This is a genomic window from Ectothiorhodospira shaposhnikovii, assembly GCF_047222355.1.
Lineage (GTDB): Bacteria > Pseudomonadota > Gammaproteobacteria > Ectothiorhodospirales > Ectothiorhodospiraceae > Ectothiorhodospira.
The window spans coordinates 576,918-594,023 of sequence record NZ_CP178333.1; the positions used below are offsets into that span (position 1 = coordinate 576,918).

The 17,106-nt window shown below is 65.4% G+C and carries 18 protein-coding genes; 8 read left to right on the forward strand and 10 right to left on the reverse strand.

The features are described 5' to 3' along the window. Positions 1-200: 200 nt before the first annotated feature. Genes ACLF6L_RS02540 through ACLF6L_RS02555 form a run of 4 tightly spaced genes read right to left on the reverse strand, consistent with a single transcriptional unit; the run spans position 201 to position 3,433 of the window. Positions 201-725 (reverse strand): pseudouridine synthase, encoded by a 525-nt coding sequence (locus ACLF6L_RS02540; RefSeq protein ID WP_412852738.1) that lies wholly within the window; start codon positions 723-725, stop codon positions 201-203. A gap of 58 nt (positions 726-783) precedes the next feature. Then, positions 784-1,869: a nickel/cobalt transporter gene (locus tag ACLF6L_RS02545; RefSeq protein WP_412852302.1), complete on the reverse strand. Its 1,086-nt coding sequence runs from the start codon at positions 1,867-1,869 to the stop codon at positions 784-786. Next, on the reverse strand, positions 1,857-2,525 hold the full coding sequence (locus tag ACLF6L_RS02550) for a DUF1007 family protein (RefSeq protein ID WP_412852303.1): 669 nt from the start codon (positions 2,523-2,525) through the stop codon (positions 1,857-1,859). Before ACLF6L_RS02550 ends, ACLF6L_RS02545 begins: the two co-directional genes overlap by 13 nt. Before the next feature lie 29 nt (positions 2,526-2,554). Next, entirely contained in the window at positions 2,555-3,433 is an 879-nt protein-coding gene (locus tag ACLF6L_RS02555) for a 5'-3' exonuclease (RefSeq protein WP_412852304.1), read from the reverse strand. A 111-nt stretch (positions 3,434-3,544) separates the two neighbouring features. On the opposite strand from ACLF6L_RS02555, the gene ACLF6L_RS02560 reads away from it, so the two are divergent. Together ACLF6L_RS02560 and ACLF6L_RS02565 are read left to right on the forward strand one after the other, a co-directional pair. After that, positions 3,545-3,799: a DUF6489 family protein gene (locus tag ACLF6L_RS02560; protein ID WP_200173263.1), complete on the forward strand. Its 255-nt coding sequence runs from the start codon at positions 3,545-3,547 to the stop codon at positions 3,797-3,799. Between the two features lie 76 nt (positions 3,800-3,875). After that, the gene (locus ACLF6L_RS02565) at positions 3,876-4,856 is read left to right on the forward strand and encodes a malate dehydrogenase (RefSeq protein ID WP_412852305.1); all 981 of its coding nucleotides are present in this window, start codon (positions 3,876-3,878) and stop codon (positions 4,854-4,856) included. A 101-nt stretch (positions 4,857-4,957) separates the two neighbouring features. Here the strand turns inward: ACLF6L_RS02565 and rimO are convergent, their stop codons facing one another. Next, positions 4,958-6,313: a 30S ribosomal protein S12 methylthiotransferase RimO gene (rimO, locus tag ACLF6L_RS02570; RefSeq protein ID WP_412852306.1), complete on the reverse strand. Its 1,356-nt coding sequence runs from the start codon at positions 6,311-6,313 to the stop codon at positions 4,958-4,960. A 131-nt stretch (positions 6,314-6,444) separates the two neighbouring features. Here rimO and rpmE point away from each other — a divergent pair, with 131 nt between their 5' ends. Beyond that, complete coding sequence (gene rpmE, locus ACLF6L_RS02575) at positions 6,445-6,648, forward strand: 50S ribosomal protein L31 (RefSeq protein ID WP_008931923.1); 204 nt, start codon at positions 6,445-6,447, stop codon at positions 6,646-6,648. A 15-nt stretch (positions 6,649-6,663) separates the two neighbouring features. Then, on the forward strand, positions 6,664-7,464 hold the full coding sequence (locus tag ACLF6L_RS02580; protein WP_412852307.1) for a thermonuclease family protein: 801 nt from the start codon (positions 6,664-6,666) through the stop codon (positions 7,462-7,464). A gap of 137 nt (positions 7,465-7,601) precedes the next feature. On the opposite strand, the gene ubiT is transcribed toward ACLF6L_RS02580, so the two are convergent. The 3 genes from ubiT to ACLF6L_RS02595 form a co-directional block, all read right to left on the reverse strand. After that, positions 7,602-8,129, reverse strand: coding sequence for a ubiquinone anaerobic biosynthesis accessory factor UbiT (gene ubiT, locus ACLF6L_RS02585; protein WP_200173257.1), 528 nt, complete (start codon positions 8,127-8,129; stop codon positions 7,602-7,604). 87 nt (positions 8,130-8,216) lie between these two features. Then, complete coding sequence (murU, locus tag ACLF6L_RS02590) at positions 8,217-8,879, reverse strand: N-acetylmuramate alpha-1-phosphate uridylyltransferase MurU (protein ID WP_412852308.1); 663 nt, start codon at positions 8,877-8,879, stop codon at positions 8,217-8,219. Further along, complete coding sequence (locus ACLF6L_RS02595; RefSeq protein ID WP_412852309.1) at positions 8,879-9,994, reverse strand: aminoglycoside phosphotransferase family protein; 1,116 nt, start codon at positions 9,992-9,994, stop codon at positions 8,879-8,881. Before ACLF6L_RS02595 ends, murU begins: the two co-directional genes overlap by 1 nt. A gap of 166 nt (positions 9,995-10,160) precedes the next feature. Here ACLF6L_RS02595 and glgX point away from each other — a divergent pair, with 166 nt between their 5' ends. Continuing rightward, positions 10,161-12,320, forward strand: a complete 2,160-nt coding sequence (gene glgX, locus ACLF6L_RS02600) for a glycogen debranching protein GlgX (protein ID WP_412852310.1) — start codon at positions 10,161-10,163, stop codon at positions 12,318-12,320. A 10-nt stretch (positions 12,321-12,330) separates the two neighbouring features. Here the strand turns inward: glgX and cpdA are convergent, their stop codons facing one another. Continuing rightward, positions 12,331-13,182, reverse strand: coding sequence for a 3',5'-cyclic-AMP phosphodiesterase (cpdA, locus tag ACLF6L_RS02605; RefSeq protein WP_200173249.1), 852 nt, complete (start codon positions 13,180-13,182; stop codon positions 12,331-12,333). A 146-nt stretch (positions 13,183-13,328) separates the two neighbouring features. On the opposite strand from cpdA, the gene ACLF6L_RS02610 reads away from it, so the two are divergent. Both ACLF6L_RS02610 and dksA read left to right on the forward strand, forming a co-directional pair. Then, on the forward strand, positions 13,329-14,009 hold the full coding sequence (locus tag ACLF6L_RS02610; protein ID WP_200173247.1) for an O-methyltransferase: 681 nt from the start codon (positions 13,329-13,331) through the stop codon (positions 14,007-14,009). A gap of 61 nt (positions 14,010-14,070) precedes the next feature. Further along, positions 14,071-14,478, forward strand: a complete 408-nt coding sequence (gene dksA, locus ACLF6L_RS02615) for an RNA polymerase-binding protein DksA (protein ID WP_200173245.1) — start codon at positions 14,071-14,073, stop codon at positions 14,476-14,478. On the opposite strand, the gene argA is transcribed toward dksA, so the two are convergent. Then, positions 14,479-15,822 carry an amino-acid N-acetyltransferase gene (gene argA / locus ACLF6L_RS02620; RefSeq protein ID WP_412852311.1) on the reverse strand — a complete coding sequence of 448 codons (1,344 nt, stop codon included), beginning with the start codon at positions 15,820-15,822 and terminating at the stop codon, positions 14,479-14,481. A gap of 179 nt (positions 15,823-16,001) precedes the next feature. Here argA and ACLF6L_RS02625 point away from each other — a divergent pair, with 179 nt between their 5' ends. Next, a complete protein-coding gene (locus tag ACLF6L_RS02625) occupies positions 16,002-17,096 on the forward strand; it encodes a GNAT family N-acetyltransferase/peptidase C39 family protein (protein ID WP_008931934.1) in 1,095 nt (364 codons plus the stop codon). The last annotated feature ends 10 nt before the right edge of the window (positions 17,097-17,106 follow it).

Sequence of the window (17,106 nt, forward strand, 5' to 3'; positions counted from 1 at the left end):
TGGAGGAACATCGGGTAAGCCCTTTTCCGTCACTCCCGCGAAAGCGGGAGTCCAGAATGTTCGGTGTGTTACCGGATTCCCGCTTTCGCGGGAATGACGAATGCTTTGAATCTTCCTGGTGTGTTCCGAACCCTTCTTAAGATGCGACTTTAAAGTGGCAATCCCGGGTCGTGCAAGGGGGGGCTGCCGTTGCCGGATCTTCAGGCCTCCCGCCACTGTCCCGGCGCCAGTCCGTCCAGGGTCCAGGTGCCGATCCGGTGGCGGATCAGACGCAGGGTGGGGTGGCCCACCGCGGCGGTCATGCGCCTGACCTGTCGGTTGCGGCCTTCATGGAGGGTCAGTTCCAGCCAGGTGACGGGGATGTGGCGGCGCTCACGGATGGGCGGGTTCCGCGGCCAGAGTCCCGCCGGTTCATCCATGATCCGTACCTCGGCCGGTCGGGTCGGGCCGTCCTTGAGCAGCACCCCCGTTGCCAGGGTGTGGAGGGCCTTCGGGTCCGGCACCCCTTCCACCTGCACCCAGTAGGTCTTGCTCATGTGATGGGCCGGATCGGTGATGCGGGCCTGCAGGCGACCATTGTTGGTCAGTACCACCAGACCCTCGCTGTCCCGGTCCAGTCGGCCGGCGGCGTAGACGCCGGGGACGGGAACGAAGTCGGCCAGGGTGCGACGCCCCTGACCGTCGGTGAACTGGGTGAGGACATCGTAGGGCTTGTTCAGCAGAATGACGCGGGTCGGAGGGTTGCGTGGCGGCCGGGCGGGCCGTCGGGGTGCTGGTCCGGGTCTAGAGGCCAAGGGGATGGCTCCCCGCGCTGCCCAGGCTGCCGGCAAACAGCATCAGGCCCAGGCCCAGGATCAGCAGTCCGCCCATGAGGGTGACGGTCTGGCCCGCCCAGGCCATGGCCCGGTATTCGCCGCCGCCCGCCAGTCGGACTGCCAGATGGCGGGCCTTGACGGCCAGGATGGCCAGGACGGACACGGTGATGGCCGTGCCCAGGGACATGGCCAGGACAGCGAAGATGCCCGCCAGCCATAAACCCAGCAGATGGGCGGCCACCAGCACCAGGATGGCGCCGGTGCAGGGCCGGATGCCCACCGCCACGATGGTGGCGATCATGGCGGACAGGCTGCCCGCCTCGGCGGCCTGCCGGGGGGTGACGTGGTGGGCGTGACCACAGCCGCAGCCGGGGCCGTGGGGGTGGGTCACGTCTCGGGGCAGGACGGGACGCAGGCCATGGCCGGCCAGGGGGGCGACGGTGAGCGGTTGCAGCTGGATTGGCGCCGGTGCCGGCGCCCGATACAGCCGCAGATAACCCCGTACCGCCCGAAAACTGAGCCAGGCCCCCAGCAAGGCCACCAGGGCAAAGCTGATCTGTTCCAGCAGGTAGGCCCGGCCCATGGCTTCACGGGCGGCCATGCCGGCGATGAGCAGGACGCCGGATACCAGCACGATGGCGGTGATGCCCTGCAGCATGGCCGAGGCAAAGGACAGGCTCAGGGCGCGCCGCAGGTGCTGGCGGTGGGTGAGCAGGTAAGTGGTGATCACGGCCTTGCCGTGGCCGGGGCCGGCGGCATGGAAGATGCCGTAGAGAAAGCTCACCAGGATCAGCGCCCCCGCACTGGCGGCGCCGGGGTTTTCCCGTACCTGCTGCATGCCATCGGCCAGCCGGCGGTGCAACTGGCGCTGCTGGGTGATGACCCAGGCCACCATGCGATCCCGCAAGCCGGCTTGCGACGGGGCTTCGTCCTCGAACAGCATCAACGGCTGAGCGGGCGCGCTGGGCGGCGGACCGCCGCCGGTCAGCGCCGAGGCATGGACGTGCAGGGGCAGCAGCAGGGCCGCCAGACAGAGGATGATCAGTCGGTGCATCGGATTTCAGCCCGTTCGGCAAAGTGCTTGCCCAGATCCGGGTCGCCGGTCTGGTCGTAATCCAGGGCCATGGCCCTGGCCACCATGACCGGGTCGGGTCGGGGCTGACGGATGCGGATCTCGCAGCGCTCCGAGCCACCCTCCAGATGGGGCACGGTGTTTTCGGCGTGCAGGATTTCAATGAAATAGGTGGGATCGAAGACGGCGTAGCGCAAGGGTGCCCGGACCGGGTCCACGGGCTGGCGGAAATGCAGGCTGAAGCTCAGTGCCAGGCGCCCGTTGATCTCCTTCAAGGTCGGGTTCTCGGCGCGCACGTCGCGGATGACCTGTTCACCGTGATGGATTTCAGTGAAGAAATGGTAGTCGGTGAGGTTCTCGATCACCTGACGGGCGATGTCGGCCAGTTTTTCCTCCCGGGTATCGCCGGCGGCGTTGTGGGCCATCTCGTCCAGCAGGAAGACGCTGTAGAAGGGGTCCATCAGCCAGGTCTGGTGCAGCCGGGTGATGTGCCCGGCCCCATCGAACACGGCGGTGACCTCCAGGTCGATCCAGGCATGGGGATGGGCACCGGCCGGGCCGGCGGGCAAGGCCAGCCCGGCCAGGAGCAGCAGGCAGCAGAGGCAGTGCAGGGGGCGTGTGAGGCCTGGGTATGACATGGTTGCAAACTTGCCTGAAATTCGTCGGGTTATAGGGACAGCGGCCGGGCGGTCGGGGTTCCCGCCAGGCCGAGTTCCCCGTGCAGGGAGCACCATCGGTCCTCGTCGCCGGGGCCGGGTCGCAGGTCCAGGCCGTCGGGCAGCGGTATCCCGCAATGGATGCCCGTCAGCCGCCGGGCCAGGCGCGCCGTGTCCTGGTGGGTTTCGATCAGCGCCATCAGCCGCCGGGCGCCGCGGATGGGCATGTGGCCCACGGCCGGGATGTCCGCCAGCAGGGCATCCAGGGTGTCGGTGCGCCGGAGCAGGCGGGCCGCGGTACTCATGCCCACGCCGGGGATGCCGGGGATGTTGTCCACCTTGTCGCCGGCCAGGGCCAGCTGGTCCGCCACCTGGTCCGGACGGACGCCGAGCAGCTTGCGGATGCCGTCGGGGTCCAGGCGCCGGTTTCGGCGCGGGTCCCACCACAGGTCGCCGTCATGCACCAGCTGGGCCAGATCCTTGTCGCCGGTGGCCAGGATGACCGCGCGTCCCGCACGGCGTTCACGGTCGGCCAGGGTGCCGATGAGGTCGTCCGCCTCGAACTCCCGGCTGGACAGGGTGGTCAGGCCGCAGGCATCCAGCAGTTCACGGCAGAGTCGGAACTGACGTTTCAGGGCCTCCGGCGCCGGCGGCCGGTGGGCCTTGTAGGGGGGGTAGATGGACTGGCGGTAGTGCCTGCCCAGACTTTCGTCGAAGGCGAAGGCAATCCGCTCGGGACGTTCTTCCCGCATCAGGGTGCGGACGAAATTCATGAAGCCCACCACCGCGTTCACCGGTTGACCCCGTGGGCAGGTGAGGGTGTCGGGCAGGGCGAACCAGGCGCGGAAGATGAAGATGCTGGTGTCGACAAGGTAGGTGGGCGTGTTCACGGCGGGATTGTATCAGGACGGGCACGGGGGGAAGGCTTCCCGTGGGCGCGATATCTGTTAACTTGCAGTTCTGATCCCAAAAACTGCCGTCTGTCCGGCGAAGGAGTTGTCATGAAGGTGACCGTAGAGCTGGATGCCACCCCGGAAGAACTGCGTGCCTTTCTCGGGCTGCCCGATGTGGCGCCGCTGCAGAAGGAGATGATGGACGACCTGTCCCGGCGCATCCGCGAGGGCCAGCAGGGTTACGAGGCCCTGGCCCTGATGCAGCCCATGTTGCAGAGCGGCATCGCCAACATGGACGCCATGCAGAAGATGTTCTGGCAGGCGTTTACCCAGAGTGCCGGTGATGCCGACAAGAAGAAATGACCTACCGGTGCGCGGGGTTGCTTTCTGCTAGAATTCCGCCCTTGTTCATCCCATCGAGTACTCTGGAGGTAGTTTCATGAAGAACCCCGTGCGCGTTGCCGTCACCGGCGCGGCTGGCCAGATCTCCTACAGCCTCTTGTTCCGCATCGCCTCCGGCGACATGCTCGGCAAGGATCAGCCCGTCATTCTGCAGCTGCTGGAAATCACCCCGGCCATGGACGCCCTGCGCGGCGTGGTAATGGAGCTGGAAGACTGCGCCTTCCCGCTGCTGGCCGGTACCGTGATCTCCGACAAGCCGGAAGAGGCCTTTGCCGATGCGGATTACGCCCTGCTGGTGGGTGCCCGTCCCCGTGGTCCGGGCATGGAGCGCAAGGATCTGCTGGAAGCCAATGCGGCCATCTTCTCCGTGCAGGGCAAGGCCCTGAACGCGGTGGCCAGCCGTCAGGTGAAGGTGCTGGTGGTGGGGAATCCCGCCAATACCAATGCCCTGATCGCCCAGCGCAATGCGCCGGATCTGGATCCGCGCAACTTCACCGCCATGACCCGTCTGGATCACAACCGTGCCCTGGCCCAGTTGGCCGGCAAGACCGGTGCCGCCACCACGGACATCCGTCAGATGATCATCTGGGGCAACCACTCCGCCACCCAGTATCCGGACATCAGCCAGGCCTCCGTGAAGGGTGACGCCGCTGCCGGCCTGGTGCCCCGTGAATGGTATGAAACCGACTTCATTCCCACCGTGCAGCAGCGCGGTGCCGCGATCATCAAGGCCCGTGGTGCTTCTTCCGCCGCTTCCGCCGCCAGTTCCGCCATTGATCACATCCGTGACTGGGCCCTGGGTACGCCGGATGGCGACTGGGTGAGCATGGCCGTGCCTTCCGACGGCAGTTACGGCATCGAGGAAGGTCTGATCTACTCCTTCCCCGTCACCTGCAAGAATGGTGATTACAGCATTGTGCAGGGGCTGGAGATTGATGCATTCAGCCGCCAGCGCATGACCGTGACCGAGCAGGAGCTGCGGGAAGAGCGCGACGGCGTGGCGCATCTGCTGCCCTGACGGTGTGTCGCCCCCCTTGTCTCCTTGGGGGAGAAGGGGGGTGTTCGGGATTTTTTCAATGTCCGTGACTGGATTCCCGCGTTCGCGGGAATGACGAATCTTTAATTTGCCGGACCGGCACTCCCCTCTGTTTGCCGGGCAAACAGGTCATGTTCCGAGGCGTCGATGATCTCCACGTCGGCCCAGTCTCCGGGACGCAATGCTTCCCCATCTTCCACGAAGACAAGACCGTCGATCTCCGGGGCGTCCGCGCTGGAGCGGGCAATGGCGGTGCCGTCCTCGTCCAGATCGTCCACCAGAACCCGCATCCGCCGCCCCACCTTCTCCGCCAGCCGGGTCTCGCTGATCCCGGCCTGAACCTCCATGAATCGGGCCATGCGCGCCTCCTTGACCGCCTCGGGTACCGTGCCGGGCAGGTCGTTGGCGGGGGCGCCGTCCACCGGCGAGTAGGTGAAGCAGCCCACCCGGTCCAGCCGGGCCTCGCGGATGAAGTCCAGCAGGGTCTCGAAGTCTTCGTCCGTCTCTCCCGGAAAACCGACGATGAAGGTGCTGCGCAGGGTGATGTCCGGGCAGACCTCCCGCCATTGCCGGATTCGCTCCAGTACCCGTTCCGCGGCCGCCGGTCGGCGCATGGCCTTGAGGACGCGGGGACTGCCGTGCTGCAGGGGGATGTCCAGGTAGGGCAGGATGCGTCCATCCGCCATCAGCGGGATCAGGTCATCCACGTGGGGGTAGGGGTAGACATAATGCATCCGCACCCAGACCCCCAGACTGCCCAGGGCCTCGGCCAGGCCCTGGATGTGGGTGCGCAGGGGCTTGCCGCCCCAGAACCCGGTGCGGTATTTCACGTCCACCCCGTAGGCACCGGAGTCCTGGGAGATGACCAGCAACTCCTTGACGCCGGCGGCCACCAGATTCTCGGCTTCCTGCATCACCTCGCCCACGGGGCGGCTGACCAGATCGCCGCGAAAGCGGGGGATGATGCAGAAGCTGCAGTGGTGATTGCAGCCCTCGGAGATCTTCAGGTAGGCAAAATGCCGGGGCGTGAGGCGCACGCCCTGGGGCGGCACCAGGCTCTCGAAGGGGGCATGGGGGGCGGGCAGATGGGCGTGCACCGCCGTCATGACCTGTTCGTAGGCATGGGGGCCGGAGACGGCCAGGACTTGGGGAAAGCGCTCGCGGATCCGGTCGGCGTCCGCGCCCAGGCAGCCGGTGACGATCACCCGGCCGTTTTCCGCCAGGGCCTCGCCGATGGCGTCCAGGGATTCGGTGACGGCGGCGTCGATGAAGCCGCAGGTGTTGACCACCACCAGATCGGCGTCGGCATAGCTGGGGGAGACGCCGTAACCTTCGGCGCGGAGTTGGGTGAGGATGCGCTCGGAGTCGGACAGGGCCTTGGGGCAACCCAGGCTGATGAAACCGACGCGGGGAGGGATGGCAGTGGAAAGCTGGTTCACGGATGACTCGCAAAAGGGGCGGCGGGGTGGCCAAAAGGGCAGTCCGTCCACGCGCGCCTTGTATCTGATGGGAGCATCCAGTATATTGCCGCTCTTTTCTTGGCGCTATACAGGCTTTCGAGGGTGCTTTCATGAAGGCGGATATCCATCCCGATTATCACGATGTCACCGTGAGCTGCAGCTGCGGTAACACGTTCACCACCCGTTCCACCCAGGCCGGTGACAGCCTGCAGGTGGAAGTATGCTCCGCCTGCCATCCGTTCTATACCGGCAAGCAGAAGATCGTCGACACGGCCGGCCAGGTGGACAAGTTCCGTCGTCGCTACGGAATGTAAGATCGGGCCGGATTCATGGCTCGATTGCACGGTTTGAAGACAAGGGCGCTGCTGGTCGGCGCCCTTGTTGCGTCCATGGCGGGCATGGCCCAGGCCGTGACCCTGCCGGAATCCTGCGGTGGACCGGCGGGACGGGTGGAGCAGGCGCGGGTCAACCACGTCCATGACGGGGATACCGTGCGTCTCTCCGACGGCACCCGGGTGCGCATGATCGGTCTGGACACCCCGGAGATCTTCTGGCGGGAGAACAGCGCCGAACCCTTCGGCCACGAGGCCAGGGATGCCCTGATCGAGATCCTGGAGGCCCACGACCACCAGGTATTGCTGGTGCATGACCGGGAGCGGCAGGACCGCTACCAGCGGCGTCTGGCCCATCTGTTCACCCCGGACGGCAGATCCATCCATGCCGAACTGCTGGCCCGGGGGCTGGCGGTGGCGCTGACCATCCCTCCCAATGACTGGAACCTGCAGTGCTACCGGGATGCGGAGGCCCAGGCCCGTGATGCCGGGCTGGAGATCTGGGAGCAGGAACACCTGCGGGTGTTTGCCGCCCGGGAGCTGCCTCCGGACAGCGAGGGGTTTCGTCTGGTGGAGGGACGGGTGGTGCGTCTGGGGGAGAGCCAGCGTTCCCACTGGATCAATCTGGAGGGCAATGTGGCCTTCCGGATCGACCATGAAGACATGACCCATTTCCCGGGGCTTGATCTGGCGACGTTGCAAGGCCGTCAGGTGATGGGGCGGGGAATCGTCTACAGCCACCAGGGGCAGCCGCGCATCCGCATCCGGCATCCTGCCGATCTGCAGATCCTGGACTGAAGCCCGCTCCCGTTTCCCCCCCGAGGCCGGTTACGGTCCCGTGGTGGGAGCGGACCCTGGTGGCGAAGGGGGGCGTTGATTCGCCCCCGCATTCGCCGGCGGGCCGGCTCCCACGGCGTGGCCGGGCGACTTTCCCGTCAGTGGCTGGTGGGGTGCAGGCCGCCGGGCAGGTAACGCCCCAGACCCAGGTGGCTGAGCATCTTCACGGCCTTGGCGCCGGCCCGTTTTCCCAGTACCGCGTGGATGTGGCTTTCCCAGTCTGGTTCCGCGGTGTCCAGCAGGTTCTTGAGGTACAGGCCTGCCTCGGTTTCCCCTTCCAGATCCAGTCGGCGACTGAAGAACAGGGTGTCCGGGTCTTCGCTGCGCGTGGCCAGGCGCCAGAAATCTTCCAGACGACCCCGGATGCGCACATCCCAGTCATTCGGGCTCTTGCAGTCCCAATGGGTGACGCCACCGTCCTTGACCCGGAAACAGATGCTGCCGGCGTGATCGGTCACCGCCAGACAGATGCGCTTGCCTTCCAGCGGACCCAGTTCATCCGCGGCGGGCTGGCCCTTGAGAACGTGGTTCATCAGGGCGGAGAATACCCGGGTGTGGACGGCATCCGGCAGCAGACGAAGGCCGACGCCCAGGGGCAGCAGGATGGGAGGCTTGGGAAGGTGCATGGCGATACCTGTGACTGTCTCGGTATGACGGAATATTCCTGGTAGCCCGAAATTCTAGCCCGTATCGAGGCCGGGCGGCCAGCCCCGTCACGGCGTGCCGGGCAGGGCATTCAGGGCCCGCAGTCGCTCCACCGTGCCCACATCCTGCCAGACCCCGGTGTGATGCCGACCGCTGACCCGGCCCAGGGCCATGGCCGTGCGCAGCAGGGGCGCCAGTGGAAAACGCCCGGGCCGGCAGCCTGAGAACAGTGCGTGACGATACCAGCCGATGCCCGCGAAGGTGAGGCGGGGAAGGCCTTCCGCCAGCACCCTGTCGTCCATGAGCCGGAAGTCTCCAGCTCCGTGATGGGGAGGATTGTCCACCAGGATCAGATGGGCCAGATCGTCCCCCGCCATGGTTGGCGGGTTCAGGGGATGATCCGTCCAGATATCGCCGTTGATCACCAGGAAAGGGTCTGATTCCAGCAGGGGCAGTGCCTGAAGGATGCCGCCGCCGGTTTCCAGGGCCACATCCTCCCGTGAATAGTGGATACGCAGCCCCCAGGCGCTACCGTCTCCCAGGTGGGCGCGGATCTGTTCGCCCAGATGGGCCAGGTTGATCACGATATCCTGATAGCCCGCGGTCCGGAGCCGCGACAGATGGTGCTCAATCAGGGGGCGTCCGGCCACCGTGAGCAGGGGTTTGGGGGTGTGGTCGGTGAGGGGGCGCATCCGTTCGCCCCGGCCCGCCGCCAGGATCATGGCATGCATCAGGGGCCTCTCCGTGTCGGGGGCATTGATGCCGGGGGCAGCAGGATTGCGGCCTGTCCCGACTTGCGCGAGGGCTCCCAGGGCTGGTGCATGCCGTTGCGGGACAGTGCCAGCCGGTGGTCGTGGGGCAGGTGGGTGTCATACCAGGCCCGGACGGGTGCCAGGGCCGGGTGGGCCAGTTCCTGTTCCAGCAGGCGCCACAGTCGCGGCAGGTGACGCAGATAGGCCGGCTTGGCATCCCGCCGCCACAGCCGGGTGAAGACGCCGATGATCTTGGTGGTGCGCTGGGCCCCCAGAATCCAGAAACTGTCGTCCAGGGCGGTGGCATCCAGGCCGGGGAAGGCGTCCCGGTAGCGCGCCATCATGGCCTCGGCCACACCGGGGTCCACGTCCCGCCGGGCATCCCGCAGCAGGGATACCAGGTCATAGGCGGGCGAGCCGATGAGCGCGTCCTGGAAGTCCAGCAGGCCGCAGGCGGCCACCCCCTGACGACCGGGCAGGACCATCAGGTTGTCCACATGGTAGTCCCGCATGACCAGGGTATGGGGCAGGGCGGTGGTTTGGGGCAGGATGTCTTTCCAGGCCGTGATGAAGTCCCGGCGGATTGCCTCGGGACAGCGCTCGCCCATCGCCTCGGGCCAGTACCAGTCCAGCAGCAACAGGGCCTCGTTGAGCAGTACGGCTTCACTGTAGGCTTCGATCCGGTGGCCGTGGTGATGGCTCCAGCCGCGGTGCAGGGCGATCAGGGCGTCCGTGGCCAGGCGGTAGAGCCCGTGCTCGTCGGCGCCGTCGGCGAGGGCGCGGCTGAAGGTGTGATCACCGAAATCTTCCAGCAGCATAAAGCCCTGTTCGGCATCAAGGCCATGGATGCGCGGGGCGCTCAGGCCCAGTTCAAGGAGGAGTCTTGCGACGCGCGCAAAGTCGTCGGCGGATTCCCGGTCCGGGGGGGCATCCATGATCACCCAGCTACGGTTGTATTCCCACAGCCGGTAATAGCGCCGGAAGCTGGCGTCGGCGGACAGTAGCCGGGGCATGGGGGTGTCTTCCCCGATCATTCCCCGCAGCCAGGCATGCAGATTGGCGCGTCGGGTATTGGGGGTGGCACTGGTTTTCATCAGTATGCAGGGCGGGTTCCGGTGGGGGAGCCTCATTATTGCATGCCTGCCGGCTTCGCCAAGGGCCGGTTCGCGATTGCGGAGGGTTTCCACCGGACCCTATACTGCAGGGCAATATCCGGTACGTTTCAAGCACGCATCGCTTACGATGCGGAAGGTATGCTGCATGCCCCCATCCAACTGGGCGATCTGGCCCGGGAGTCCTTATCCGCTCGGGGCCACCTGGGACGGTGAAGGGGTGAATTTTGCCCTGTTTTCAGAACATGCCGAAAAGGTGGAGCTCTGCCTGTTCGATCCCAACGGTCGGCGGGAGCTGGAGCGCATCGAGATGCGCTGGCAGACGGATCTGGTCTTCCATTGCTATCTGCCCGAGGCCCGTCCGGGGATGCTCTACGGGTATCGCGTCCATGGCCCCTATGAGCCGGAAGCCGGTCATCGCTTCAATCCCAACAAGCTGTTGCTGGACCCCTATGCCAAGGCGCTGCACGGTCAGGTGCGATGGAGCGATGCCCTGTTCGGTTACCGAATCGGTTCCAGCCGCGAAGACCTGTTCATGGACCGTCGCGACTCGGCCACCGGCATGCCCAAGTGTCAGGTCATCGATACCGCCTTCACCTGGGGGGATGACAAGCCGCCTCGCACCCCCTGGCACGAGACGGTGATCTATGAACTGCATGTAAAGGGATTTACCGCCCTGAATCCCCATGTCCATACCGCCCTGCGGGGGACTTATGCGGGGCTGGCCACGGCGCCGGTGATCTCCTATCTGCAGCGTCTGGGAGTGACGGCGGTGGAGATCATGCCGGTGCAGGCCTTCCTGGATGACCGGCATCTGGTGGAAAAGGGGCTGCGCAACTATTGGGGCTATAACACCATGGGTTTCTTTGCGCCGGACATGCGCTACTGCGCCTCCGGCCATGTGAACGAATTCAAGACCATGGTGAAGACCCTGCACACGGCGGGCATCGAGGTGATCCTGGACGTGGTCTACAACCACACCGCCGAGGGCAGCCACCTGGGGCCGACCCTGTCCTTCCGGGGCATCGACAACAGCGCCTACTACCGCCTGGTCCCGGAAGACCGTCGCTACTACATGGATTACACCGGCTGCGGCAATACCCTCAACATGCGCCATCCCCGGGTGTTGCAGCTCATCATGGATTCCCTGCGCTACTGGGTGCAGGAGATGCATGTGGACGGTTTCCGCTTCGATCTGGCATCCGCCCTGGCCCGGGAACTGCACGAGGTGGACCGGTTGGGGGCCTTCTTCGACATCATCCACCAGGATCCGGTGCTGTCCCAGGTGAAGCTGATCGCCGAGCCCTGGGATCTGGGGGAGGGTGGGTATCAGGTGGGCAACTTCCCGGTGGGCTGGACCGAGTGGAACGGTCGTTACCGGGATAGCGTGCGGGCCTTCTGGAAGGGGGAGCACGGGTTGATCGGTGACATGGCCTACCGGCTTACCGGTTCATCGGACCTCTATGAGTCCAATGGACGCCGTCCCTATGCCAGCGTCAACTTCGTCACCTGCCACGACGGCTTCACCCTGGAAGACCTGGTGAGCTACAACCACAAGCACAACGAGGCCAACGGCGAGGACAACCGGGACGGGGAAAACCACAACCTGTCCTGGAACTGCGGGGCCGAGGGGGCCACCGATGACAAGGAAGTCCTGGACCTGCGCGCCCGGCAGAAGCGCAACATGCTGGCCACCCTGTTCCTGTCCCAGGGCATTCCCATGCTGCTGGCGGGGGATGAGCGCGGGCGTACCCAGCGGGGCAACAACAATGCCTACTGCCAGGATGCACCGTTGTCCTGGGTGGACTGGGAGCTGGATGAGCATGCCCGGGACCTGATGCCTTTCGTGCAATACCTGATCAGGCTGCGCAAGAATCATCCCGCCCTGCGTCGGCGGCACTTCTTCCAGGGGCGGCCCATCATGGGGGCCGGGGTGAAGGATCTGGCCTGGTTGCGCCCGGACGGCGAGGAGATGAAGGAGGAGGACTGGCTGCAGGGCTTTGCCCGCAGCCTGGGCATGTTCATTGCCGGAGACCTGTTCGAGGAGTACGACGAGCGCGGCCGCCGGGTCAGGGACGCGGACATGATCCTGCTGATCAATGCCGGGCATGAGCCGATCTCGTTCCGGTTGCCGCCGGAGCCGGCCCGCACCCGCTGGGAAGTGTTGCTGGACACGGTCTATCCCCGGGGGCCGCGACCGGACCACCGCATGTTCCATAGCCACGAGGTGTATCCCCTGCAGACACGTTCGGTGGTGCTGATGCTCAATGCCAGCCGCCCGGTACGGCGGCAGAACGGGAGCGATTAGGAAGGCAGTGTCAGGCCAGGCTGACCCGATGCGCGGTTGATTCCATGAGGGACGTCGGCTGGGGCTCGCTGTCGGTGTCGGCTTCCCGGAAGGCAAAGGTCACGTCCGTGTCGATACGTCCGTCTGCGTGAAGCTGCAGCCGGCGGTAAGCCGGGGGCAGGGTGTCGAGCTGGAAATGACGGGTGCGGGGGGCAAACTGCACGCAGGTGGAGGGGGTCCCCATGAGCCGCACGCCGTTGCGAACCTGGTCCACCTGCTGGTGGACATGGCCGAACAGGACGCCACGCACCTGCGGATGCCGGTCCAGTACCTGGAAGAAGTCCTCGGTATTGTGCAGGTTGATGGCATCCATCCACGTACTGCCCACGAACACCACCGGGTGGTGGAGCGAGATCAGGGCATTGCGGGCCGGGTGGCGGGTGAGCACTTCGTCCAGAAAGGCCAGCTCACCCTCGTCCAGCAGGCCGTGGGCGGCGCCTTCCACCACGCTGCAGAGGCTGACGAACAGCCACTCGCCCCGGGACACGGCCTTGCGGCAGCTGAGGTTGTCCTTGCACAGCACGTCTTCCATGAGCTGGGGGTCATCATGGTTGCCGGCCAGGCACTGGATGGGCCAGGGCAGGGGATTGAGCAGGGTGCGCAGGCGGCGATAGGCACCGTGAACCGGGTCATTGACCAGGTCTCCGGTGATCAGCATGAGGTCCGGGGCCTTTTCCCGGCGACGGATCTGGTCCAGAACCTGCCGAAGGCTCTGATCCGTGTCGACGCCGGAACCCATGATGTCTCCGGGCGAATCGCACAGATGCAGATCGGTGATCTGAATGATGCGCTGCGGTCTGGCAAAGGGTCCATTCAGGCTCATTGACGACGACTCCTTGACCCAAACGGGTTCCATCGATACTCAGGCGGTTTGATGCGTGTACGGCAGGTTTGTTTCCGAGTATAACGAAACAGTTTGACGCTGCCTTGACAGGCTGCATGAAACCGGGCTTTCTGGAGACAATCAGTATGTCCAACATCACCACGGACCTGGATCAGCGCCTGCAGGCCTACCTGTGGTCGGTTTCCCTGCGGGAACCCCCGTTGTACCAGCGTCTGCGTGAAGAAACGGCCCATCTGCCGGAACACAACTATCAGGTGGCGCCCGAGCAGGGGCAGTTCCTGGCCCTGCTGGTGGAATTGACCGGGGCCCGGCGAATTCTGGAGATCGGCACCTTCACCGGTTACAGCGCCCTCTGGATGGCGGGGGCGATGCCGGAAGACGGCCGCATGCTCTGCTGCGACATCAACGGGCACTGGACCGGGATCGCCCGCCGTTACTGGGATGAGGCCGGCCTGGGAGATCGCATCGAACTGCGCCTGGCACCGGCCATGGATACCCTGGACGGTCTGCTGGCGGATGGCGCCGCCGGTTCCTTTGATCTGGCCTTCATTGATGCCGACAAGCTCAACTACGTCCATTATTACCGTCGCTGCCTGCGGCTGATCCGGTCGGGGGGAGTGATCTGCCTGGACAATACCCTGTGGTCGGGCCGGGTGGCGGATCCGGATGACCATGCCCCGGAGACGGAAGCCATCCGGGCCTTCAATGCCCTGATCCATGAAGATCCGGCGGTGAGCCTGAGCCTGATTCCCATTGGTGACGGGCTGACCCTGGCCAGGAAGCGCCAGGTCCTCCCCCGGGGATGAAGAAGGGAGGTATACTTGTGCCCTTCAACTTCTCCGGTCTTTTCGGCAGTGAGGATCCGTGATGAACGTCGATCTGCCCGAAGGGTATCGTCCCGATGGGGATGAACCCTATATGTGCCCCAGACACCTGACCTATTTCCGCCGCCAGTTGCTGCAATGGCGTGAAGAGTTGCTGGAGGAATCGGAACAGACCATCCGCAACCTGCAGGAGGAGCAGTGGCGGGAGCCGGATCCCAACGACCGAGCCAGCCGCGAAAGCGATGCCAGCCTGGAGTTGCGCACCCGGGATCGCTACCGCAAGCTGCTGGGCAAGATCGATTCCGCCCTGCGGCGCATCGATGACGGCAGCTACGGCTATTGCGAGGAGACCGGGGAGCCCATCGGCCTGCGCCGGCTGGAGGCCCGCCCCATCGCCACCCTGTGCATCGAGGCACAGGAGCGGCACGAGCGCGAGGAACGGTTCTCCTGATCAGGCCGGCATGCGCCGGGTGGTAGGCAGCGGCTTGATGAAGATCTTGGAATTGCGCTGATAGTTATACATCTGCTGCCGGCTGATGGGCAGCGCCTTGAGTTCACCCGGCTCAAATCCCCGTTCCCGGAACCAGTGGGCGGTTCGTGTGGTGAGGACGAACAGGCGGGTGATGCCCATGGCCCGTGCCCGGGTCTCCAGGTACTCGGCCAGCATCTCGGCACGCCCCCCTCCCCGATAATTCGTGTGGACCGCCACGCAGGCCAGTTCACCCACCTGCTCTTCCGGGAACGGATACAGGGCCGCGCAGGCCAGGATCATGCCGTCCTGTTCGATCACGGCGAACCGTTCGATCTCCAACTCCAGCTGTTCCCGGGAACGGCGCACCAGGATGCCTTCGGCCTCCAGCGGCTGGATGAGTTCCAGGATGCCGCCCACATCCTCGATCCGGGCCGGGCGCAGCCGCTCGTAGCGCTCACCGGTGACCAGGGTGCCGGCCCCTTCCCGGGTATACAGTTCCATCAGCAGGGCACCGTCCTGGCGCCGGTCTACGATGTGCACCCGTTCCACCGCCTGACGACAGGCCGTGATGGCGCTGCGCAGGTGGGCGGCCAGTTCATCGGGAATGGCGCGGGGTCCCTGGAGCAGGGTTTCGGCCTGATCCGCCGTGAGGTGGGTGATGGGGGTCTGGTCCTCGTCCCGCAGCTCCTGGGTGTCGCTGAAGAAGATCAGTTTGTCCGCCTTGAGCGCAATCGCGGCGGCGATGGCCACGTCCTCGGCGCTGAGGTTGAAGATCTCGCCGGTGGGGGAGTAGCCCATGGGCGGCAGCAGGACCATTTCGCCGCACTGCAGGTGGCGCCGCAGGCCCTCCGTATCCACCCGGCGTACCTCGCCGGTGTGCTGGTAGTCCACCCCGTCGCGTACCCCCAGGGGGCGTGCGGTGACGAAATTGCCGGAGGAAACCCGTACCCGGACCCCGGACATGGGGGTATTGGCCAGCCCCATGGACAGCAGGGCCTCGATCTCCACCCGCAGGGAACCGGCGGCATCCTTCACCGCCCGCAGGGCCTGTTCATCGGTGATCCGCAGGCCGTTGACGTAGCGGATTTCCGCCCCCCGGGCCCGCAGGCGTTCCTCGATCTGAGGGCGGGCGCCATGCACCAGCACCAGCCGGACCCCCAGGGTCTGCAGGATGGCGATGTCATGGAGCAGGGCGGCGAACCCCGGCTGCAGCGCCGCCTCGCCGCCGAAGGCGATCACGAAGGTGCGATCCCGATGGGCGTTGATATAGGGGGCGGCGTCGCGGAACCAGGCGACATGGGGGGCGATGGGGGCGTGTTTCAATACCTTGACGTCCTGAAAAGCGAAGTGGAAAGGGTCATATCCTAATGGAAGCCCCTTTGGCCCGACATCCCCGGCGCGACGAAACCGGGTTGATCCTGCGTTTTGCGCCCAACGGGTGTAGAATTCACACCGTCCCTCCCTGCCTGTTTCGGCGTCCTTTCGCCCTGGTCCTCGCTCCCGTGATCCGCCCCGCCCGGCTTTCCGACATCCCCGCCCTGCTGGCGATCGAGCAACGCTGCTTTGCCAGTGACCGGCTCTCCCGCCGCCAGTTTCGCTACCTGCTGACCAAGGGCAAGGCCCACACCCTGGTGTTTGACGAAGGCGAGGGAATTCTGGGGTATGTGCTGCTGCTGTTCAGTCGCGGCACGTCCATGGCCCGCCTGTATTCCATTGCCGTGGATGATGAGGCCCGCGGACGGCGCGTCGGCCGGCAACTGGTGGAGGCCGCCGAGGCGGAAGCCCGGGAGCGGGACTGTGCCTATCTGCGCCTGGAGATCCGCAAGGACAATCAGGCCTCCATCCGTCTGTTCGAGTCCCTGGAGTATCGCCGTTTCGGCGAGTACGGGGATTATTACGAAGACCACATGGATGCCTGGCGCTACGAAAAATCCCTGGCACCTCACCTGCGTCCGGACATGGTGCGGGTGCCTTTCTACGAACAGACCCTGGATTTCACCTGCGGGCCATCCTCGCTGATGATGGCCATGAAGGCACTGGATGCGTCCATGGCCATGGACCGGCGTCTGGAATTGCGCCTGTGGCGGGAGGCCACCACCATTTTCATGACCGCGGGACACGGCGGCTGTGGCCCGTTCGGGCTGGCGCTTTCCGCCGCCCATCGCGGCTTCGGCGTGGAACTGACCCTGAGCGATGAGCGCATGCCCCTGCTGGACTCCGTGCGCAGCGAGGAAAAGAAGGAGGTCATGCGACTGGTGCAGGAGGACATGCTGGACGAGCTGAGGGAGCGATGCGTGCCGCTCCGCTACGGCACCCTGAGCGCGGCGGACCTGCGGGCCCGTTTCGAGGCCGGCGGCATTCCGGTGGTGCTGATCAGTTCCTACCAGATCTACGGCGAGAAGTTTCCCCACTGGGTGGTGGTGACCGGGTTTGATGATCACTTCATCTATGTGCACGATCCCTTCGTGGATTACGACAACGGTGAAACCCCCACGGATTCCATCAACATGCCCATCCTGCAGCGGGATTTCGAGCGCATGGCCCGCTACGGCAAGGCCGGGCTCAAGGCCGTGCTGGTGGTCTATCCTCGTTCCTGAGCCTCCCCCT

What these genes read in the sequence shown, in the direction of transcription:
- ACLF6L_RS02550 (WP_412852303.1), bottom strand. Translation starts at nt 2,525, where the DNA reads ATGTCATACCCAGGCCTCACACGCCCCCTGCACTGCCTCTGCTGCCTG.
- cpdA (WP_200173249.1), bottom strand. Translation starts at nt 13,182, where the DNA reads ATGAGCCTGAATGGACCCTTTGCCAGACCGCAGCGCATCATTCAGATC.
- ACLF6L_RS02545 (WP_412852302.1), bottom strand. Translation starts at nt 1,869, where the DNA reads ATGCACCGACTGATCATCCTCTGTCTGGCGGCCCTGCTGCTGCCCCTG.
- ACLF6L_RS02610 (WP_200173247.1), top strand. Translation starts at nt 13,329, where the DNA reads ATGTCCAACATCACCACGGACCTGGATCAGCGCCTGCAGGCCTACCTG.
- murU (WP_412852308.1), bottom strand. Translation starts at nt 8,879, where the DNA reads ATGCATGCCATGATCCTGGCGGCGGGCCGGGGCGAACGGATGCGCCCC.
- ACLF6L_RS02565 (WP_412852305.1), top strand. Translation starts at nt 3,876, where the DNA reads ATGAAGAACCCCGTGCGCGTTGCCGTCACCGGCGCGGCTGGCCAGATC.
- ACLF6L_RS02560 (WP_200173263.1), top strand. Translation starts at nt 3,545, where the DNA reads ATGAAGGTGACCGTAGAGCTGGATGCCACCCCGGAAGAACTGCGTGCC.
- ubiT (WP_200173257.1), bottom strand. Translation starts at nt 8,129, where the DNA reads ATGCACCTTCCCAAGCCTCCCATCCTGCTGCCCCTGGGCGTCGGCCTT.
- glgX (WP_412852310.1), top strand. Translation starts at nt 10,161, where the DNA reads ATGCCCCCATCCAACTGGGCGATCTGGCCCGGGAGTCCTTATCCGCTC.
- ACLF6L_RS02595 (WP_412852309.1), bottom strand. Translation starts at nt 9,994, where the DNA reads ATGAAAACCAGTGCCACCCCCAATACCCGACGCGCCAATCTGCATGCC.
- dksA (WP_200173245.1), top strand. Translation starts at nt 14,071, where the DNA reads ATGAACGTCGATCTGCCCGAAGGGTATCGTCCCGATGGGGATGAACCC.
- rpmE (WP_008931923.1), top strand. Translation starts at nt 6,445, where the DNA reads ATGAAGGCGGATATCCATCCCGATTATCACGATGTCACCGTGAGCTGC.
- ACLF6L_RS02580 (WP_412852307.1), top strand. Translation starts at nt 6,664, where the DNA reads ATGGCTCGATTGCACGGTTTGAAGACAAGGGCGCTGCTGGTCGGCGCC.